This window comes from Sphingobium terrigena (assembly GCF_003591655.1).
Lineage (GTDB): Bacteria > Pseudomonadota > Alphaproteobacteria > Sphingomonadales > Sphingomonadaceae > Sphingobium > Sphingobium terrigena.
Map to the genome: position 1 here is coordinate 20,049 of NZ_QVRA01000032.1, position 19,030 is coordinate 39,078.

The 19,030-nt window shown below is 64.2% G+C and carries 15 protein-coding genes; 8 read left to right on the forward strand and 7 right to left on the reverse strand.

Translation table 11 applies throughout. The annotated features are described in order from the left end of the window. Window positions 1-106: 106 nt before the first annotated feature. Window positions 107-1,165, forward strand: a complete 1,059-nt coding sequence (locus D0Z70_RS21445; RefSeq protein ID WP_119749961.1) for a phytase — start codon at window positions 107-109, stop codon at window positions 1,163-1,165. Between the two features lie 83 nt (window positions 1,166-1,248). Further along, the gene (locus D0Z70_RS21450; protein ID WP_119749990.1) at window positions 1,249-2,565 is read left to right on the forward strand and encodes an acetyl-CoA hydrolase/transferase family protein; all 1,317 of its coding nucleotides are present in this window, start codon (window positions 1,249-1,251) and stop codon (window positions 2,563-2,565) included. A gap of 39 nt (window positions 2,566-2,604) precedes the next feature. Here D0Z70_RS21450 and D0Z70_RS21455 read toward each other — a convergent pair whose 3' ends face one another. Both D0Z70_RS21455 and queF read right to left on the reverse strand, forming a co-directional pair. After that, on the reverse strand, window positions 2,605-5,256 hold the full coding sequence (locus tag D0Z70_RS21455; protein ID WP_119749963.1) for a M1 family metallopeptidase: 2,652 nt from the start codon (window positions 5,254-5,256) through the stop codon (window positions 2,605-2,607). A gap of 205 nt (window positions 5,257-5,461) precedes the next feature. After that, complete coding sequence (gene queF, locus D0Z70_RS21460) at window positions 5,462-5,923, reverse strand: preQ(1) synthase (RefSeq protein ID WP_119749965.1); 462 nt, start codon at window positions 5,921-5,923, stop codon at window positions 5,462-5,464. Between the two features lie 89 nt (window positions 5,924-6,012). On the opposite strand from queF, the gene D0Z70_RS21465 reads away from it, so the two are divergent. From D0Z70_RS21465 to D0Z70_RS21485, 5 genes are all read left to right on the forward strand, one after another. Beyond that, window positions 6,013-7,221: a hypothetical protein gene (locus tag D0Z70_RS21465; protein WP_119749968.1), complete on the forward strand. Its 1,209-nt coding sequence runs from the start codon at window positions 6,013-6,015 to the stop codon at window positions 7,219-7,221. Between the two features lie 62 nt (window positions 7,222-7,283). Next, a complete protein-coding gene (locus D0Z70_RS21470; protein ID WP_119749970.1) occupies window positions 7,284-8,129 on the forward strand; it encodes a sulfurtransferase in 846 nt (281 codons plus the stop codon). Further along, window positions 8,126-9,346 carry a cystathionine beta-lyase gene (metC, locus tag D0Z70_RS21475; protein ID WP_182914067.1) on the forward strand — a complete coding sequence of 407 codons (1,221 nt, stop codon included), beginning with the start codon at window positions 8,126-8,128 and terminating at the stop codon, window positions 9,344-9,346. Before D0Z70_RS21470 ends, metC begins: the two co-directional genes overlap by 4 nt. Before the next feature lie 2 nt (window positions 9,347-9,348). Then, window positions 9,349-10,623 carry a mechanosensitive ion channel family protein gene (locus D0Z70_RS21480; RefSeq protein WP_119749974.1) on the forward strand — a complete coding sequence of 425 codons (1,275 nt, stop codon included), beginning with the start codon at window positions 9,349-9,351 and terminating at the stop codon, window positions 10,621-10,623. Window positions 10,624-10,667: 44 nt separating this feature from the next. Beyond that, window positions 10,668-11,180 carry a sterol desaturase family protein gene (locus D0Z70_RS21485; RefSeq protein WP_182914068.1) on the forward strand — a complete coding sequence of 171 codons (513 nt, stop codon included), beginning with the start codon at window positions 10,668-10,670 and terminating at the stop codon, window positions 11,178-11,180. 87 nt (window positions 11,181-11,267) lie between these two features. Here D0Z70_RS21485 and D0Z70_RS21490 read toward each other — a convergent pair whose 3' ends face one another. The 5 genes from D0Z70_RS21490 to D0Z70_RS21510 all read right to left on the reverse strand — a co-directional run bounded on the left by D0Z70_RS21490 (window position 11,268) and on the right by D0Z70_RS21510 (window position 18,139). Continuing rightward, window positions 11,268-12,722, reverse strand: a complete 1,455-nt coding sequence (locus D0Z70_RS21490) for a DNA recombination protein RmuC (protein WP_119749978.1) — start codon at window positions 12,720-12,722, stop codon at window positions 11,268-11,270. Between the two features lie 29 nt (window positions 12,723-12,751). Then, window positions 12,752-13,945 carry an aminotransferase gene (locus D0Z70_RS21495; protein WP_420820398.1) on the reverse strand — a complete coding sequence of 398 codons (1,194 nt, stop codon included), beginning with the start codon at window positions 13,943-13,945 and terminating at the stop codon, window positions 12,752-12,754. A 170-nt stretch (window positions 13,946-14,115) separates the two neighbouring features. Continuing rightward, window positions 14,116-15,795 (reverse strand): AMP-binding protein, encoded by a 1,680-nt coding sequence (locus tag D0Z70_RS21500; protein WP_220475686.1) that lies wholly within the window; start codon window positions 15,793-15,795, stop codon window positions 14,116-14,118. 372 nt (window positions 15,796-16,167) lie between these two features. After that, window positions 16,168-17,436, reverse strand: coding sequence for a TonB-dependent receptor domain-containing protein (locus D0Z70_RS21505; protein ID WP_147418814.1), 1,269 nt, complete (start codon window positions 17,434-17,436; stop codon window positions 16,168-16,170). Then, window positions 17,345-18,139: a TonB-dependent receptor plug domain-containing protein gene (locus D0Z70_RS21510; protein WP_182914069.1), complete on the reverse strand. Its 795-nt coding sequence runs from the start codon at window positions 18,137-18,139 to the stop codon at window positions 17,345-17,347. The genes D0Z70_RS21505 and D0Z70_RS21510 overlap by 92 nt, the downstream gene beginning before the upstream one ends. A gap of 169 nt (window positions 18,140-18,308) precedes the next feature. Between D0Z70_RS21510 and D0Z70_RS21515 the strand changes: the two genes are divergently transcribed. Beyond that, on the forward strand, window positions 18,309-19,001 hold the full coding sequence (locus tag D0Z70_RS21515) for a glycoside hydrolase family 68 protein (RefSeq protein WP_239019070.1): 693 nt from the start codon (window positions 18,309-18,311) through the stop codon (window positions 18,999-19,001). Window positions 19,002-19,030 lie beyond the last annotated feature (29 nt).

Consider the following 19,030-nt stretch of genomic DNA (forward strand, 5'->3'; position numbering starts at 1 on the left):
ATTTAACAGATACATTGACGATCGGACTATCTCTTGTATCTAGCCCGTCTGAATGGGCCGCTAGGAGGCGTTGGTGACTATATCGCGAAATAAATATTACAGTTCGATGATTTCCTGTTTCACTTTTATTACATTATCGGCCTGTACCACTGTTGAAACCGAAGTGCCTGTCGCTGTTCGCATCGCCAATGCCACGCCTGCCGTTTCCGTAACTGCGCGCGGCGAAACCACCCCGGTCGGCACCACCAATGCCGATGCGGCGGACGATCCGGCGATCTGGCGCAACGCGGCTGATCCCGCCGCCAGCCTGATCGTGGGGACCGACAAGAAAGCGGGCCTCTATGTCTATGGCCTCGACGGCAAGGTGCGCGATTTTCTGGACGCGGGCCGGGTCAATAATGTCGATCTGAAGGATGGGGTGAGCATCAACGGCCAGCGCGGCATCCTGGTCGCCGCCAGCGACCGCAACGCCGTCACCAGCGCGAAGATCGCCCTGTTCCGGCTCGATCCCGCGACAGCGAAACTGACTGCGCTGGGCAAGGTCGATGGCGGCGCGGGCGAAGCCTATGGCATCTGCATGGGGTCGGATACCGCCGGGCTATATGCCTTCATCGTGCTGAAGGACGGCACGATCAATCAGGTCGCGCTCGATACGTCCGGGGCGACGCCCACGGGTCGCATCGTCCGCACCTTAAAGCTTGGCACCCAGTCGGAAGGCTGCGCCGTCGATGACCGCACGGGACGTCTCTATGTCGCAGAGGAAGATGTCGGCCTGTGGCGCTTCGACGCCCGCGCGACCGGCCCGACCACGCCAGTGCAGATCGCGGCGGCGGACGGCAAGAATCTGGTCATAGATGCCGAAGGCGTCGCCATCGCCCCCATGGGCGAGAAGGACGGCTATGTCCTCGTCTCCAGCCAGGGCGACAATGCCTATGTCGCCTATCGCCTGTCCGACGACGCCTATGTCGGCCGCTTCCGCGTGGTCGATGGCGCGATTGGCGGATCGGAAGAAACCGACGGTATCGATCTGATGCTGGGCGATTTCGGCCCGCAATTCCCCGGCGGCCTGTTCATCGCACAGGACGGCCACAACGCGGCGGCTGCGCAGAATTTCAAGCTGGTCGCGTGGGAGGATATCGTGAAAGCGCTCGGCCTGCCGCAATGAAGGTGGCACCCGTATCCCCCTAATGATGGATTGCGCTCCCCGACTCATCAGTCGACAAGGCGCAGATGAGCCGGGGAGAAGCCATGACGATCGACAACCTCTACACCGCAAAAAGTATGACGGCGGACCGGGCCGTAGCGCTGATCCCGCACGGCGCGAAGATCGTCGCCGGTCTCGCCGTCAGCTTCCCGCCTGCGCTGGCGGCATCGCTGGCCGACCGGGTCCGCGCCGGCGCACTGGGCGACGCCATCCTCTATGCCATGCTTGCGCCAGCCGCGTCCGCCGCGGCCATCCTCGCCCCGGACCTTGGCGACCACATCCGCCGGGTCAGCCTGTTCCATGGCGGTCTGGAGCGCGCCAATGACGCGCTGCTCGCGGGCGGCACCGCGCCCTTCACCGAACTGCTGCCGGTGCCTTTCCACCAGATACCCCGCGCCCTGACCGAGCATATCGGCGTCGATACGCTGATCACGACCGTCTCGCCAATGGACGCCAACGGCTATTTCAGCCTCGGCACCGACACCGACTATGCGCTGGCGGTCGCCCGCAGCGGCGCACGGCTCATCGTGGAGGTCAACCCGGCCATGCCCTATGTCCATGGCGATTGCCTGGTCCATGTGTCGGACGTGACCGCCCTGGTCGAACATCATGCGCTGCTGCCGCAAATCCCCTCCCTCCCCCGCAATGCCACGGACGAAGCGATCGGCGCGATTATCGCCACAATGGTGGAGGATGGTGCCTGCCTGCAAATGGGGATTGGCGCAGTGCCCGATGCGGTGTGCGCCGCGCTGATGGGCCACCGCCGCCTTGGCATCCACACCGAACTGCTCTCACCCGGCCTCGTCAGCCTGATCCAGGCCGGGGTCGTCGACAACAGCGCCAAGACGCTGCATCCCGGCAAGTCGGTCTTTACCTTCGCCATGGGCGACCAGCCACTTTACGAATTTTTGCACGACAATCCCGCGCTCGAAGCGCATCCGGTCGAGCATGTGAACGCCCCCCACATCATCGCGCAGAATGACCGGATGCTGTCGGTCAACGCCACGCTTCAGGTCGATCTGAGCGGTGCATGTAATTCAGAATATATGAACGGTCGCCAATATAGCGGCACCGGTGGCCAGCTCGATTTCGTGCGCGGCGCTTATGCTTCAAAGGGTGGCCGGTCGATCATCGCCTGCCATTCCACCGCCGCCAAGGGCAGCGTGTCGCGCATCGTACCCTGGCTCGACGGCCCGGTGACGACGCCGCGCACCGACACTCACATCATCGTCACCGAATTTGGCTGGGCCGACATGAAGGGCAAAAGCCTGGCCGAACGCGCCCGCGCGCTCATCGCCATCGCCCATCCCGCCTTCCGCGATGATCTGGAACGCGCCGCCCGCGAACGGCGCCTGTTCTAAATCAAAAAGGGCGGTGGATCGCGCCACCGCCCTTCCCGCTTATTTCTTTGCGGCAAACCAGGCCGCCAGCGGTGCCTTGAGCCGCGTCCGCGTCTCGATCCGCGTCTTGATCGCGGCGATCGAGCGATCGACCACCTTGCGCGATTCGGGCGTCAGATATTGGGTCGCATAGGCGTCCAGCTTGGTCGCCATCGCCGGGTCGGCCGACCCGCCGCCCAGCCGCGCCAGCGCCTGGCTCCGCGCCGACACGTCGATCAGCGCTTCATATTGCGCGCGGTGCGCCAGCACATAATCGACCGCCAGCATCGGATGCTCCGCCCCGACCTGCGCGATGATCGCCGCGCTGGTGGTCTTGCCCGGCTCGTCGGTCAGCGCCAGGTCGAGCGCCTTGGCACCCAACCCTTCATCCTTCGCCGCGCCCAGCAGCGCGAACAGGCTGCTCTTTTCCAGATCGCTCTTCGCGCCCTTGGCCATCACCCGCAACTTGTCCCAGGTCGCCTGATCGGCATTCTTCGCGATGATCGCCAGCCACACATTGCGCAGCGGCCCGTCGAGCGCGGCAGGGTTGGTTGCCAGCGCGGCAAAGCGCCGGTTGGCCTCCGCCACCACCGCCTTGTCGCCCATATCGCCCAGCGTGGAGATCAGCGCGGAGCGCAGCACCGGCACCTGCGCGCCCTCGCCCGCCTTGGCGTCATAGCCGATCGCGCTCAGCGCCGGGGTCAGCTTGGCCGACGTATAGGCCGCAACCTTGGCCTGCGCCGCCTTGTCGCTTTCCAGCATGGCATAGGCGCTGTCGAGATAGCCCGGCACCTCCGCCAGCACGGCGGGGCTGGCCGAAACCGGCACCGCGTCGATCAGGTCCAGCGCCAGCCCGATCGGCTGATAGCCGCCCAGCCCCAGCTGGAAATTATCCGCCAGCAATCCGGTCTGGTCGATCGACGCCAGCCTGGTGAAATCCTTGGCCAGCGCCTGCACATTGGCGGCGGGGTAGAGCGAGCGATAATAGCCTGTCTGCCCGGCATTGACGACATAGGCACCGCAACCCGGCAGCACCATCTGCCCCTTGCCCTGCAAAATCAGCCGCTGCGGCGCGCCGCCAATGGTCTGCGCCATCACCGGCACATTCCATTTGAGCGGCGTCTTGCCCTTGGCATCACGGCTATATTCACCCTGGCTCAGGCTCAGCACCGTCTGCCCGCTTTGACATTGGGCGCTCTCGACCGTCACCAGCGGGATGCCCGGCTGGCTGGTAAAATCATGGGCGATGCTCACCAGCCCCTTGGCTCCGGCACCCTCGACCGCCTTCCACAGATCGTCAGTCACGGTGTTGCCATAGGCGTGCGCCTTCATATAGCTGCGGATGCCGTTCTTCCACACATCCTCGCCGGCAAAGCCCTCCAGCATGGTGATGACTGCTTCACCCTTCTGATAGGTGATGGCGTCGAACGCCTGGTTGACCTGATCGACGGTAGTGATCTTCTGCACCACCGCATGGGTGGTGCTAAGCGAATCGAGGCTCATCGCCGCCTCGCGCCCGTCCACGCGGGTCAGCAGCATTTCCCAGTCGGGTTGCAGCTTGTCGGTCACCTTGGTCGCCATCCAGCTGGCGAACCCTTCGTTCAGCCACAGGTCGTCCCACCAGGCCATCGTGACCAGATCGCCAAACCATTGATGCGCCATTTCATGTGCGACGGTTTCGTAAATGCGGCGCTTGGTCGCTTCGGAGGTGAAGCGCGGATCGACCAGCAGCGCGCGCTCGAAAGTGAAGATCGCGCCCCAATTTTCCATCGCGCTGAAAAACTGGCTCTGGCCCGGCCCTGCGACATTATCCAGCTTGGGCAGCGGATAGGGGGTGCCGAAATAATCGTTGAAATAGGGCAGGATGCTGGCCGACGCATCCAGCGCCAGCGCCGCCTTGCCGCTATTGCCCTTGCCGGTGATCACGCCCACTTCGGTCGCGCCCGACATCTTGGTCGCGCGCTCCAGTTCGCCCAGACCAAAAAAGAGCAGATAGGACGACATTTTGGGTGACGTGCCAAACGTCACCTGGGTCTTGCCACCGCCCAGATCCTTGGTCGTCTTGACCGGCATATTGCCGACCGCCAGTTCGCCCGTCGGAATGATCGCGCTCAGGTCGAACGTCGCCTTATAGCTCGGCTCGTCCCAGCTCGGCACGAAACGGCGGGCATCGGGTGCCTCGAACTGGGTGAACAGGGCGCGCTTCGCCTGCCCCTCATTATTGGTATAGTCGAGTGCGAACAGCCCGTTCGCCTGCGTGTTGATGACACCGGCATAGGCGATGGCGAGCTTATATTGGCCCGGCACCAGCGGCTTGCCGAAATCCAGCGTCACCGTCTGCGCGTCCGCATCCACCTTGGCGCTGCCCTTGATCGCCTTGCCCTTGGCGGGGGTCAGCATGACATCGCCAAAAGTCAGGTCTGCGGCGTTCAGCACCAGAGCAGGCATCGCCGTGCTGACCATGACGTCGATCGTCACCTTGCCGGTGAATTTCAGGTTCGCCGCATCGGGCGTCACTTGAATCGCATAATGGCTTGGCACCGCGCCGCGCGGCAATTGGGTGGTGATGCCAGCGGCGGGACCGGCGGCAGGACCGGGCTGCGCCAGCGCAGGCGTGGCAAGGGCGATGGGCGCGGCTGCGATCAGCAGCGGCAGGATTTTGGCAAGCGACATAGGGTTTCAGACTCCGACACGTCAGGCAGGCTTGGGTCCGATCGGACCGGCACCGTGATGAAACGCGGAATAACCGGTTTCGCTGCATCGGTCACGCCATGATATGGTGTCTCAATGTCGCTGGTCGAACATTGTTGTGCGTTCGTCCAACAGGAAGCGCGCGCGATGCTCCCTCAACACCCGTTGGTTTCGAACGGAGGGGGTTTTACCCCCGCCCGCGATAGCCCGGCACATCCTGCGCGGGCAGCCATAAATCCTGCGGCGGCGCGCCCGTTTGCCAGAACACGTCGATGGGAATGCCCCCGCGCGGATACCAATAGCCGCCGATGCGCAGCCACACCGGCTTCATCTCGGTAAACAGCCGTTCGCCGATGCCCACGGTGCAATCCTCGTGAAAGGCGGCATGGTTGCGGAACGACCCCAGAAACAGTTTCAGCGACTTGGATTCGACGATCGTGTCGCCGGGCGCATAGTCGATCACCAGATGGGCAAAATCGGGCTGGCCGGTCACCGGGCAGAGCGAGGTAAATTCCGGCGCGGCAAAGCGCACCAGATAGGTACGGCCGGGCCGGGGGTTGGGGACATAGTCCAGCACCGCCTCTTCCGGGCGGGTGGGCAGGGCGCTGGTCTGGCCCAGATGGAGCGGGGTCAAGGCAGGGTCGGTCATGCCGCTCCCCTACGCGATTGCACGGCTGGTGTCATCGGCTTCTCATTGTTCACTTGCGGTTCAGCCGCTCTTGTGCCTTGGCTCGACCCATGGGGTATCATCGTTCGTTCCTGTTCGCCGCGCCGTTGCTGCTTGCGCTGCCCGCTCATGCCCAGCAGGCGGAGGAGGCCGCGCCTATATTCACCCTGCCGCCCTCCAGCGCGCCGCAGCTCGCCAATCCCCGCCAGCAAGGCCCGGAACTGGATGTGTTCCGCGCGCCCGCGACGACTACGCCGCCGGTGATCGCGCCGACGGTTACGCCAACACCGACACCCGCGCCTGCCCAGCCTGCGCCACAAGTCCCGGCGCAGCGCGCCGCGCCAGCGCTCACGCCACGCGCCACCGCAGCCCAGCCCGCCCCCCGCCCGGCAGCGGAAGCGGAACGCGCAGCCCCCGACAATCAAAGCAGCCCGGTCACGGCCCCAGCGCCAACACCACAGTCCGCGCCGGAGCCTGCCCCCACCCCTGCCGCTGCGGTGCCTGAGGAAGCGCCACTCTCACCCGCGCCGACCAACGCCACCCCCTGGCCCTGGATCATCGGGGGCGTGCTCGCGCTGCTGGCCCTCGTCGCAGCCCTCCTGCTGCGCGGCCGTCGCCAGCCCGCGCAGGACGAAGCCGAAGTCGAGATCGCGCCGCCCGCACCGGTCCCCGTTCCAACCCCGCCCAAACCTGCGCCAGCCCCACAGCCCGCGCCGGCACCCGAACCCGCGCCCGTAGCCGCTATCCCCGACGCGCCCGACCGCCCCTGGCTCGACATGGCGCTGGACCTGACCCAGGCGCGCTATTCGCTGATGGGCATGACGGTCGGCTATATTTTGCTGCTCCACAATCGCGGCGACACCCCGGCGCAGGATGTGCTGGTGCGCGGCATCATCGGCAATGCAGGGGCGCAGCAGCAAGCCTTGCTTCAGAGCTTCTTCGCCCAGCAAAGCGGCCTGCCGCTCCATGCCGCCGTGTCGATCATGCCCGGTGAAACAAGGCGGCTGATAGGCGAGTTGCGGCTGATGCCCGACCAGATCGTGCCGGTGACGATGGGCCAGCGCAGCCTGCTCATCCCGCTCGCCGCCTTCGACGCCAGCTATCGCTGGGGACCGGAGGAGGCTGAACCGCTCGGCCATGGCCGCACCGCCCGCGCCTTCATATTGGGGCAGGAACAGGAGCCACCCGCCGAACGGCTCGCCCCCTTCCGCCTGGACCAGGGACCGCGCCAATATCGCCGCGCCGCCACCCGCGCCGCGGGTGAACTGGTCCCGTCCTGACCCCCCTTCCCTGCCTGTCCTGCGCGTTCTACAGATAGGAAAATCAGGCCAAAGGGCATCGCATGGACATTCTCGTTTCGACCGACTGGCTGGCCGCTGAACTGGGCAAGCCGGACCTGTGCATTCTGGACGCAAGCCTGTTCCTGCCCGGCACCCCGCGCGATCCGCGCGCCGAGTTTGAGGCCGCCCATATTCCCGGCGCAGCCTATATGGACTTGCCCAGCCTCAACGACCCCGACGATCCGACGCCGGGCATGGTGCCACCCGATGCGCTGATGACGCAGCGCGCGCAGGCGCTGGGGATCAACGCCGACAGCCGCATCATCGTCTATGACAACAGCCCGACCCACAGCGCCGCGCGCGGCTGGTGGATGATGCGGCTCTATGGCCTTGGCGTATCCGCCGCGATCCTCGACGGCGGCCTGCCCAAATGGGTCGCCGAAGGACGCCCCACGGAGACCGGCCTCGTCACCCCCACGCCCGGCAACGCCGTCGCCCGCCGCGCGCCCGGTCAGGTCCGCACCAAGGCCGATTTGATCGCCAACCTCACCACCAGCCAAGCCCAAGTCCTCGATGCGCGGGGCGCGGGCCGCTTCACGGGCGAGGAAGCCGAACCGCGCCCCGGCATGGCGTCGGGCCATATCCCCGGATCGCGCAACCTGCCCTCCTCCGCTCTCTTCAACCCCGACAACAGCATGAAGAAGGGCGACGATCTGCGCCAACTCGTCACGGACGCGGGGATCGATCTCGACCGCCCGGTCATCACCACCTGCGGCAGCGGCGTCACCGCTGCCATCCTGCTGGCGGGCCTAGAACTGCTGGGGCAGCGCGACGTCACCCTCTATGACGGCAGCTGGTCCGAATGGGGTTTCGATCCCGCCACGCCCAAGGCCACCGGCCCGGCATGAGCGACGACGATAACCGCAAGCCGCTGACCAGATTGGCGCAGGCGGGGCGCAAGCCCGAATGGACCGGTATGCCCGGCCAGCCCGGTGCCATCGTCAGCCCGCCGGTCTGGCGCGCCTCGACCATCCTTTACGATGATGTCGCCCATCTGCGCCGTGCCGCGGGCAGCAGCACGCATGAACGGCTCTTCTACGGGCGCAAGGGGACGCCGACCGCCTGGAGCTTGGCCGACGCGCTCACCGAAATGGAGCCGGGCGCGGCGGGGACGATGCTGTTCCCGTCGGGCGTCGCGGCGATCGCCTGCGCGCTGATGGCGGTGCTGAAGCCCGGCGACAAATTGCTGATGGTCGACAGTGCCTATGACCCGACCCGCAATTTCTGCACGCAAATGCTGAATGGTTACGGTATCGAAACGATATTTTACGATCCCTGTGACATTGTCCAGCTCAGTGTCGGGTTAGCCGATGAACGGGTCCGCGCCCTCTTCCTCGAAAGCCCCGGCAGCCTGACCTTCGAGGTGCAGGATATCCCCGCCCTCACCGCCCTCGCCCGCCAGCATGGCGTCGTCACCCTGGCGGACAACACCTGGGCGACCCCGCTCTATTTCCCGGCCCTGTCCCACGGCGTCGACATCTCCATCCTCGCCTGCACCAAATATATCGTCGGCCATAGCGACGTCATGATGGGCAGCGTCACCGCGACCGACCATTGGTTCGGCAAAATCCGCCAGACCGCCTATCTTTTCGGCCAGATGGTCAGCCCCGACGATGCGTGGCTCGCCTCGCGCGGCCTGCGCACTTTGGGCGTGCGCCTGAAACAGCATCAGGACAGCGCCCTTGCCATCGCCCATTGGCTAAAGGACCAGCCGGAGGTAGCCCGCGTCCTCCACCCCGCCTTGCCCGACTGCCCCGGCCATGCGCTGTGGCGGCGCGATTTCAGCGGATCGACCGGCCTGTTCAGCTTTGTACTGAACGGCGGGGACGACGTCGCCCGCGCTGCCCTGATCGACGGTCTCGCCCATTTCGGCATCGGCTATAGCTGGGGCGGCTTTGAGAGCCTGGCCCTCCCCGTCGATCCCGCCCGCTACCGCAGCGCGACCGTCTGGCAGGCGCAAGGCCCGACCGTCCGCCTCCATATCGGGCTGGAAGATCCCGCCGACCTGATCGCCGATCTCGACGCCGGTCTCGCCCGCTTCCGCGCCGTCCGCGACGGGGGCTAGGGATGATGCCCGGCATCGACTGGTTGCTGGCCCATGTGCCGGACGACAGCGGCATCATCCATCCGCTGATCGCCCTGGCCCTCGCCTTGCTGCTGCACCTTGCCGCCGCGGGCTTTGCCCGCTTCATCGCGCCGCGCCTGCATCCCCGCACCCATGTCATGGGACCTGCCTTCACCCAACGGCTGCGGGCGATGCTGCGCTATGCGCTCTCGGCGCTGCTGATCGGCGTGGCCGCTGCTTTCTGGCCGCACAATTCGGTTGGCCACCTCATTCTGGGCATCGGCCTTGGCCTCTCGGTCGCACTGCTCGCCGCCTATGCGTTACGCACACTGGCCATTCCGCGCTGGGCCGCGCTGCCCCTCGCGCTGCTGCTGTTCCTCAGCATCGTGTCCGGCACCAGCGGCGGCCTCGCCCCGGTCGGCGCGATGCTCGACACGGTGGGCATCAGCCTGGGCAAACGGCGCGTCACCCTGCTTGGCCTGCTGTCGATCGCCGCCACCTGCGTTGCCCTCTTCGCCCTCGTGCGCCTCGCCAACCGGCTGATCGGCCGGTCGATCGACCATACCGACGGCTTTGATCCGACCCAGAAGCTGCTGGCGCAAAAGCTCGCCGCCATCGCCGTCATCGTCGCCGCCTTCTTCATCGGCGTCGATCTGCTGGGCATTGATCTGACCGCCTTCGCCGTCTTTTCCGGCGCGCTGGGTCTGGCCGTCGGTTTCGGCCTGCAAAAAACCTTCGGCAACCTCATCGCCGGGATCATCCTGTTGATGGACCGGTCGATCAAGCCGGGCGACGTCATCGTGGTGGGCGACAGTTTCGGCTGGGTGAACAAGATCGGCGTCCGCGCCGTCAGCGTCATCACCCGCGACGGCAAGGAACATCTGATCCCCAACGAAAACCTCATGACGCAGGAGGTGGAGAACTGGTCCTATTCCGACCGCAACGTCCGCGTCCGCATCCCGGTGGGGGTCGGCTATGATTGCGACCTGACACTGGCGCAGAGCCTGATGCGGCAAGCCGCGCTCGACTGCCAGCGGGTACTGCGCGAACCTGAACCCAATGTCTGGCTGATCGGCTTTGGCGACAGCCGCGTCGATCATGAGATTTTGGTATGGATCAGCGACCCGGAGGGCGGCGTCAGCAATGTGAAGTCCGACGTCCTCAACCGACTGTGGCACCTGTTCAGGGATAATGGCATCACCATCCCCTATCCCCAGCGGGTGATCCACACCGCACCCGTGCAGCCGACCGCCCCCGACCTTTCGGCCACCCCGTAGCTTTACGGGTCGCGCCGTCGCCCCTGCCCGCCTATATGGATGCCATGTCGATCCTGCTGCCTGTCCTCGTCTTTATCGCCACCGTCGCTGCGATGGAGGGCTTTGCCTATGTCATGCACCGCTGGGTCATGCACGGGCCGGGCTGGTTCCTGCACGCCAGTCACCACCGCCCGCGCTTGGGGTTTTGGGAAGCCAATGATCTCTATTTCGTGATCTTCGCCCTGCCCTCGATCATCCTGCTGCTGGGCGGCGTGCAATGGGGCTGGGGCAATCTGGCTACCGCGTGCGGCGCGGGGATCGCGGCCTATGGCGCGATCTATTTGGGCTTCCACGACATTATCGTCCACCAGCGGGTGAAGAACCGCTACGTCGCCCGATCCCCCTACATGAAGCGCATCGTCCAGGCGCACCGGCTGCACCATGTCGTGGAGACCAAGGACGGCACGGTCAGCTTCGGCTTCCTCGTCGCCCCGCGCCCGGAAGATCTGAAGCGCGAGCTCGCCCGCCGGAACCGGGCGGGGGTGCGGGCGGCGAGCGGCGCGGCGACACGCGGCTAACACAACATCCGTTCGTTTCGAGCGTAGTCGAGAAACTTGCGCTGAACGTTTCTCGACTACGCTCGAAACGAACGGAACAATGTCTATTTACTCTACCCCGTCCGGCAACGCCCGCAACGCCTCCGCCGACGCCGGATCGCGCACCAGCGCATCGACTGGGGCCAGCTCTTCCAGTTCCTTGCCGCCCGTCTCGATATTGAGGTCGCGCAACTTGCGCCCGGTCACCAGCACCCGGCTCTCGAAGCTGCCGACAAAGGCGTTATAATCGCCCACCGCGCCATGCAGCCGGTTGCCCAGCTTCTTGAGCGATCCCGCCGCCGCCGCCAGCCGCTCATAGAGCTCCTTGCCCAGTTGTCCGACCTGCCGCGCCTGATCCTGCAACTTGGCCTGCCGCCAATGCCCCGCCAGCGTGCGCGCCAGCGGCAGGAAGGTCGCCGGGCCGCAGATGATGACCCGGTTCTTGGCCGCCCGTTCCCACAGGTCCATGTCCGCTTCCAGCGCGGCGGTGACGAAATTATCGCCCGGCACATACATGATGACGAAATCGGGCGCCTTGTCGAACTGCTCCCAATAGGCCTTGCGCCCCAGCGCGTCGGCATGGGTCCGCATCGCGCGGGCATGGTCGGCCATATGCGCGTCGCGGATCGCCGGATCGACCTGATCGACCGCATTGAGATAGGCGACCAGCGAGCATTTGACGTCCACGACCATCTGCTGGTCGCCGGGCAGGCGGATGATGAAGTCGGGCCGCAACCGGCCATCTTCCACCGTGACCGACACTTCCTCGCTGAAATCGACGAAGGGGGAGAGGCCGGCCGTCTCGATCAGATTCTTGAACTGCTGCTCACCCCAGCGGCCCCGCGTTTTGGGTGCGGCGCGCAAGGCATTGACCAGCTTGGCGGTCTCGTCACGCACCTGCCCCTGCCCTAGCTGCACCTGGCTCACCGCCTCGCGCAGTTCGGCATAGCTGCCGACGCGGTCCTTCTCGACCCGCTGCAACCCTTCCTCATAGCGTTTGAGCGTCGTTTCCACCGGCGACAACAGGGTCTTGAGCTGCGCCTCGCTCTTCTCGTTCGCCTGGGCAAAACGCTGGTCCGCACGGTCGAGGAAAGTCTTTTGCGCTTCCCCCAGCAGCTTGCCGCCAATCTCGCTGAACTGGGCCGACAATTGCTCCTTGGCATCCTTGAGCGCCGCGATCTGCGCTTCGAACGCCTCTGCGCGCGCCTGCGTATCGGACTGGAGCGCCGCCAGCTCGCGCAGCGCCGCCTCCCGCTCGGCCTGCACCGCGTCGAGCCGCTGGGTCAGCGCGGCCTGCGCCACCTCCAGCCGCTGCGCTGCCGCTGCCGCCTGCGCGACCCGCTCCTTCTCCACCGCCAGCTCGCTGATCGCACCGTTACGCTGGCTGGTCGTCAGGTCCAGCCGACCCGCCAATTCCGCCTTCTCCGCCATCATGGGACCAAGCGCCTTGCCGCGCAGCAGCCAGCCGACCGCCAGTCCGATCAGCAGCGCAACGATAATCAACAGGATCGGCAGGATTTCCATGAACACCCCTTCTGGAACGAACAGGGAACCTAGCGCCCTTCGCCACCCGCCGCAACCGCCCGTTGGCGAAACGCGGCCAGCCGCGCTACCGCTTCATCCAGCACCGCGTCCGCCTTGGAAAAGCACAGCCGGACCAGATGGGTGACGGGTTCGTCGGGATAGAAAGCGGAGATCGGAATCGCCGCCACCCCGGCCTCATGGACGATGCGCTCACAAAAGGCGACGTCATCCATGGCGATGCCGCTGGCGGGCAGATCGACGCAGACAAACCATGTCGCTTGGGCGGGCAGCAGGACGAATCCCGCCTCCGTCAATCCCGTCACCAGCCGGTCGCGCGACGCCTGATAGTCCGCGCGCATCGCGTCGAACCATAAGGCCGGCTTGGCCAGCCCTTTGGCCACCGCCCATTGCAGGTTGGGCGGTGTCGTGAAGGTCAGAAACTGGTGCGCGCGCGCCAGCAAAGTCGCGATCGGCGGGGCGGCGCACATCCAGCCGACCTTCCAGCCGGTGAGCGAGAAAATCTTGCCCGCCGACCCGATCTTCACCGTCCGCTCGCGCATTCCCGGTTGCGCCATCAGCGGATGATGGCGCACCCTGTCATAGGTCAGATGCTCCCACACTTCGTCGCATATGGCGATCAGATCGCGATCGACGCAAAAACGCGCCAGCAGCGCCAGTTCGCTCTCGCGCAGGACGATGCCGGTAGGATTGACCGGATTGTTCATCAGCAGGAAGCGGCTGCGCGGCGATGCTGCTGCCTCCAGCGCCGTTTGCGTAATCCGCCATTCCGGCGGGGTCAGCCGCACGACCTTCGCCACGCCGCCCGCCCGCTCGATCAACGGCAGATAGGCGTCGTAAAGCGGAGCCAGCAGCAGCACCTCATCGCCCGGCTGCACCAGCGCCAGCAGGGTCGCGGCAATCGCCTCGGTCGCGCCGGATGTCACGATGACCTCCTGCGCGGTCAACGCCAGCCCCTGATGCGCCGCATAGTGGCTCGCCACCGCCGCGCGCAATTCAGGCAGGCCGGCCATCGGCGGATATTGGTTGGACCGGCTCAGCAGCGCGTCGGCCGCTACGTTCAAAATGTCCGCTGGTCCCGGCGCGTCGGGAAAGCCCTGCCCCAGATTGATCGCCCCCGTCTCACGCGCCAGCGCCGACATATGCTCGAAAATGGTGGTCGGCATGTCCCGATAGACGAGGTGGCCGAGATCGGCGCTGGTCATGTCAGTCTCCATCGCTGCGGCGACTTGCGCCGCCGAGTAAATCGGATGGCCGTCCCCCGGACTGCCATTTTATCCGATTTACTCCCATCATGATCGACGTGACTTGGAAAGACGTAATTGTCCAGCGTTCAGAGTGCGCTGAGAAAGAGGTAAAAGTCCGTTTCGTCCGCTCATCTGCGGTTGCTGAGTTCGTCGATGATCATCTCGCGCAGGACATGCTTCTGGACCTTGCCCGTGATCGTCATCGGATAGGAATCGAGGAATATCACATAGCGGGGTATTTTATAGTGAGCGATTTGCCCGCGGCAGAAGGCGATCATGTCCTGCTCGGTGAGGTGCTTGCCGGACCGGATTCGCACGCAGGCGCAAATCTCCTCGCCAAATCTTGCATCCGGAACGCCGATGACCTGCACATCCTCGACAGCATCATGGCGATAGAGATATTCCTCGATCTCGCGCGGATAGATATTCTCGCCGCCGCGGATGATCATATCCTTCAGCCGCCCGACGATGCGCCCGTACCCTTCTTCGTCGATCACGCCGAGGTCACCGGTATGCATCCAGCCGTCCTGAATTGCTTCGGCCGTCTGATCGGGATCATCCCAGTATCCCAGCATGACCGAATAGCCCCGCGTGCAAAGCTCGCCGGCGGTGCCTCTCGGGACAGTCACGCCCCTCGCAGGATCAACGACCTTCACCTCAAGGTGAGGCTGGACTCGTCCAACTGTGGAAACGCGCCGCTCCACCGGATCGGACGGTGCGGACTGGAAGCTGACCGGGCTTGTCTCGGTCATTCCATAGGCGACGCCCACGTCCGGCATGTGCATCCGGTCCATGACCTTGCTCATCACCTCGATGGGACAGATCGCGCCGGCCATGATTCCCGTGCGCAATGACGAAAGATCGTAGCGTTCGAAATCCGGATGCTCGAGTTCGGAGATGAACATCGTCGGCACCCCGTGGAGCGCCGTGCAGCGTTCAGCTTCGACCGTCTCCAGAACGGCAACCGGGTCGAACCCCGCCGACGGGTAGACCATGGTAGCACCGTGCACGAGGCAGGCGAGATTGCTCATCACCATACCGAAGCAATGGTAGAGGGGTACGGGAACACAGAGCCGATCCCCTTCCTGCAGGCCCATGCCGATGCCCACGAAATAGGCATTGTTGATCACGTTGCGATGCGACAGCGTCGCCCCCTTGGGACGACCGGTCGTCCCGCTGGTGAACTGGATGTTGATTGCGTCGTTGGCATCAAGTCCGGCGGCAAGGGCGGAGAGCTCACCGGGCGAGCGGCTCTGCCCCATGTCGATGACATCGGCAAAAGTCAGCCAGCCCGGCCGTTGCGCGCCACCGATTTTGATGACGTGCCTCAATGCAGGAAGTTCGACAGAGTGGATCGGGCCATCATGCAGCGCGGGTACGAGTGTCTCGACCATCGCGACATAGTCGCTCGACTTGAAATTTTCGGCACAGACGAGCGCCTTTACGCCGACCTTGCGCAGCGTGTATTCCAGCTCCGCCGTGCGATATGCCGGGTTGATATTGACCAGGATGATCCCGGCGCGCGCCGTCGCGAGCTGGACGATCGTCCACTCTGCGCAATTGGGTGCCCAGATCCCGACGCGGTCTCCCGCTTCTATCCCCAAGCCGATCAGTCCGAGGGCGAACGTGTCAGCGGCGTGCTTCAACTCGAGCCAGGTGAGGCGCACATCCTGGTGACGCGACACGAGAGCAGGCTTGCCGCTCCACCGCTCTGCTGCACGTTCGAGAGCCTCCCCGATCGTCAACTCCAGGAGCGGTGGCTTTGAGGTGCCAACGACATGACTGATCTTTTCGTGATTCAACAGCACGATCTCCGCAGGCGAGAGGAGAAATGAGGCCCCGGCGCGACCCCAATCTCCAACAGCTGGTCAATAACAGGCCGACCGCGCCCTGTCGCTCGGCCTTGCTTCGCGGGAATTGCGCTCCGCACTTGGCGACCGTGTCAACTCGCCTGTGTCAGTGGCTTTTCCGCAACCGGACGCCGAACAGCTGCAGCTTCATTTGATGCTGGCAGTCAGGCGAAGGCCGATGGTCCGGGGGAAGGGGCCCGCGAACTAGGTGGAGTTCCGCACGAACGTCGGGCGCCTGTTGTCCCCCAGATTTTCTCCGAACAGAGACAGTTTCCAGTCGCCCTTGCGCACCCCGATCGATTCCGCGAACAGTGTCGAGGACGGCACGATCTAGCCATCGTTCATCAGGCGATTGCCGCCCGTGGAGGCGGATGCGTTCATGACCAGATCGAGATCGTCACCGATCGGGTGGTTGTAGTCCAAATCGACCCGCGTGTTGAATTTCGCGGTGTTCAACATCCTGCCATCCTTCCGGATCGCGCCGGCGCCTGCCGCGACCAGCGGATTGACGTCCAGGAACTTGGAGTCATTGACATTGCCGGTGAAGCCAAGCGCCAGTCCCTGGACCGGCGTTTTCCAATGGATTTCCAGATCGATGCCGTTGGACCGCGCATCGCCCAGTGTTGCGAAGCCCGGAATGAAGGGCGTGGACGTATTCAGGCCCAACTGCAGGTTCTTGTACCTGACGGAGTAGAGATTGAGTCCGACCTGCAGATCGTCGCCCGCCAGGCGGGATTTGAGTCCCAGTTCGTAGCTGATCAGCCGGTCCGGCCGCACGCCCTGGCTGGAAATGATCCCGTCCTTTGCCAGGGCATCGACCTGGAACTGCGACTGGACGATGCCGCTGCGAAAGCCGGTGCCGGCATTGAAGAAGATGGTGAGATCATCGTTCGGATAATAAGAGAGGTTGGCGCGCCAGGTGGTGATCCTAGCCTTGGCGCCGCCCGGATAGACGGCGCGCGTTCCGAGCACAGTCTGGTCATTCACCGATCGGCGATCATCGTTGAAATAGCGTAGCCCGACGAGCGGAACGAGCTTGCCGTCGAAGAGATCATAGCTTGCCTCGCCGAACACCGCCCAGCTCTTGGTCCGTGTGATCGTATCGCCGAACACGAATGGAATGCCGCCCAGATTGAGGTCGAAGTTGAAGGTTCCCTTGGCCTTTGAATAGATCGAGCCGATGAACCAGTGCAACGGTCCGGGGCCGTTCGAAGTGAGCCGTGTTTCCTGCGAGAAATTATAAGATGGATAGCGATTGACGAGCGGCGAGTCGGGCGCCACCGCAGCGAGATATCCGGTGTTCCCGTTCAGATAGCATGTGCTGCTCGAAAGGGTGGCGAAGCCCAGATCATATTGCATACTGAGGCTGTAGAGCTCGAAATTGCTCTGCTCGAATCCCTTGACGCCGCCATAATTGGTGATGACCGGCGGATTGAGCGAATTCAGGCTCTGCGTATATCCCTGCCTGCCTTCGAAATGCCAGATCTGGGCGCGCGCCTGGAACTTGTCAAAGGGTTTCCACAGCAATGTCGCGCGGACGTCGCTGTTGTTGATGTAGTTGGCATCCTTGGCCCGCGGCGCCCCAGTACGCCGCGCCACTATAGACGTCGACATAGCCGGCCCGATGGTCGTAGCCGCCGCTCACGCGCAGCGCGAGTGTGTCTTTCACGATCGGGACGGATACGGCCCCTGCAATTCCGTAGTTCAGTCCGCCCGCTTCCCTGGTCGTGGACAGGTTCGTGTCAAACTGCGCCTCCGCGCGCCTCAGATTGGGGTCGCGCGTGTGGTAGATGATCGTGCCGCCCATTGAACCCTGCCCATAGAGCGTACCCTGCGGTCCGCGCAGAACCTCGATCCGGTCGAGGTCGAGGAAGCGCACCGGCGGCGCGAAGCCAATATTCGGAATCGCGAATGGCGCGTCGTCCAGATAATAGCCGATCAGGGGATCGCCGACGGCACCGCCCGCGCCCGACCCCCGCAAGGAATAGGCCCTCAACAACGAACCGACCTGCTCCAGCGGCGCGGCACCGGGGATAAGCGCGATCAGTTCTCCGTTGTCCTTGACGCCTTTCAACGCAAGCGCCTCACCGCTGAAAGCCTGAATGGCAAGCGGCGACTTCTGCAGCGTCTGCTCGCCCTGCTTGGATGCCGTGACGATGATCTCGTTTGCGGAACCGGTTGCATCGGCGTTGGCAGGCGCCTGCCTGTTCCCGGTCTCGACCAGGCTGCCTGCCTGGGCATTCGCCGCCGTAGCCAATGACATCATAGAAACGCAGCCTGTCAGTGCCAGTGCGAGTCGCATCCTACATCCTCCCTTGGAATTTGCCGCAGTTCGGCATTGCAATGGATTGCAAGCGGTTCTGTGATCGCATTGGATCAAGACTACGGACAAGGCAGATGGGGTTAGGATGACGGCATCGCGTGGAGACAATGGGGAGGGAGATACCTCTAATGCGCAGGAGCGGGTCTCAATGCACTGGTCGGAAGAGGGCATCGCCGCCGCTGCGGCGCGACCTGGCAGTCGGATACCTCTAATCGATCCGGCCGAGCAGAAGGCGGTCGTCGCAGGACTGGACGTGTGGGACATGTGGCAGCTTGCCTGGCCTGATGGGTCCACTGTGTCGGTCGACGGTCGCACTTTCTGGTTCTTCCTTGCAGCCGCACAGCAAAGCGATCCTGAAGGTCGCCACGACGTCGCGCGCATCCGCCTGACGAGTCGGGTGACCGAGGGATGGACGGATCATGGATGGGTGCTGCCGGAAAATCTGACCCCGGGCACTCGTGAATGGTCCGGCTGCTCGATCCTCGATGATGACAGGCTGACGCTCTATTTCACCGCCGCAGGCCGCCGAGGTGGCAACCACAGCTTCGAACAACGTCTGTTCGAGGCACAGTGTCGCTTTCAGCTCGATCGCGATCAACCGGTTCTTTCGGACTGGACCATGCCTGTGGAATCTGTGGCGGCTGACGGGAACTGGTACAAGATTGCGGATCAGGCCACGGCTCCGGCGCATGGCATATGGGGATTTCGCGATCCGGCATATTTTCGCGATCCGGCCGATAGTGTCGAACACCTTGGACTTGTAACGGTTTTGCGCTGGTCACCTATCTCATTATGCCACCTTGGCTTCGAACGCGAGTGGGCTGATGCCTCCCAGATATGAATGGCGGCGGCGGGTGTTGTAGAAACCGT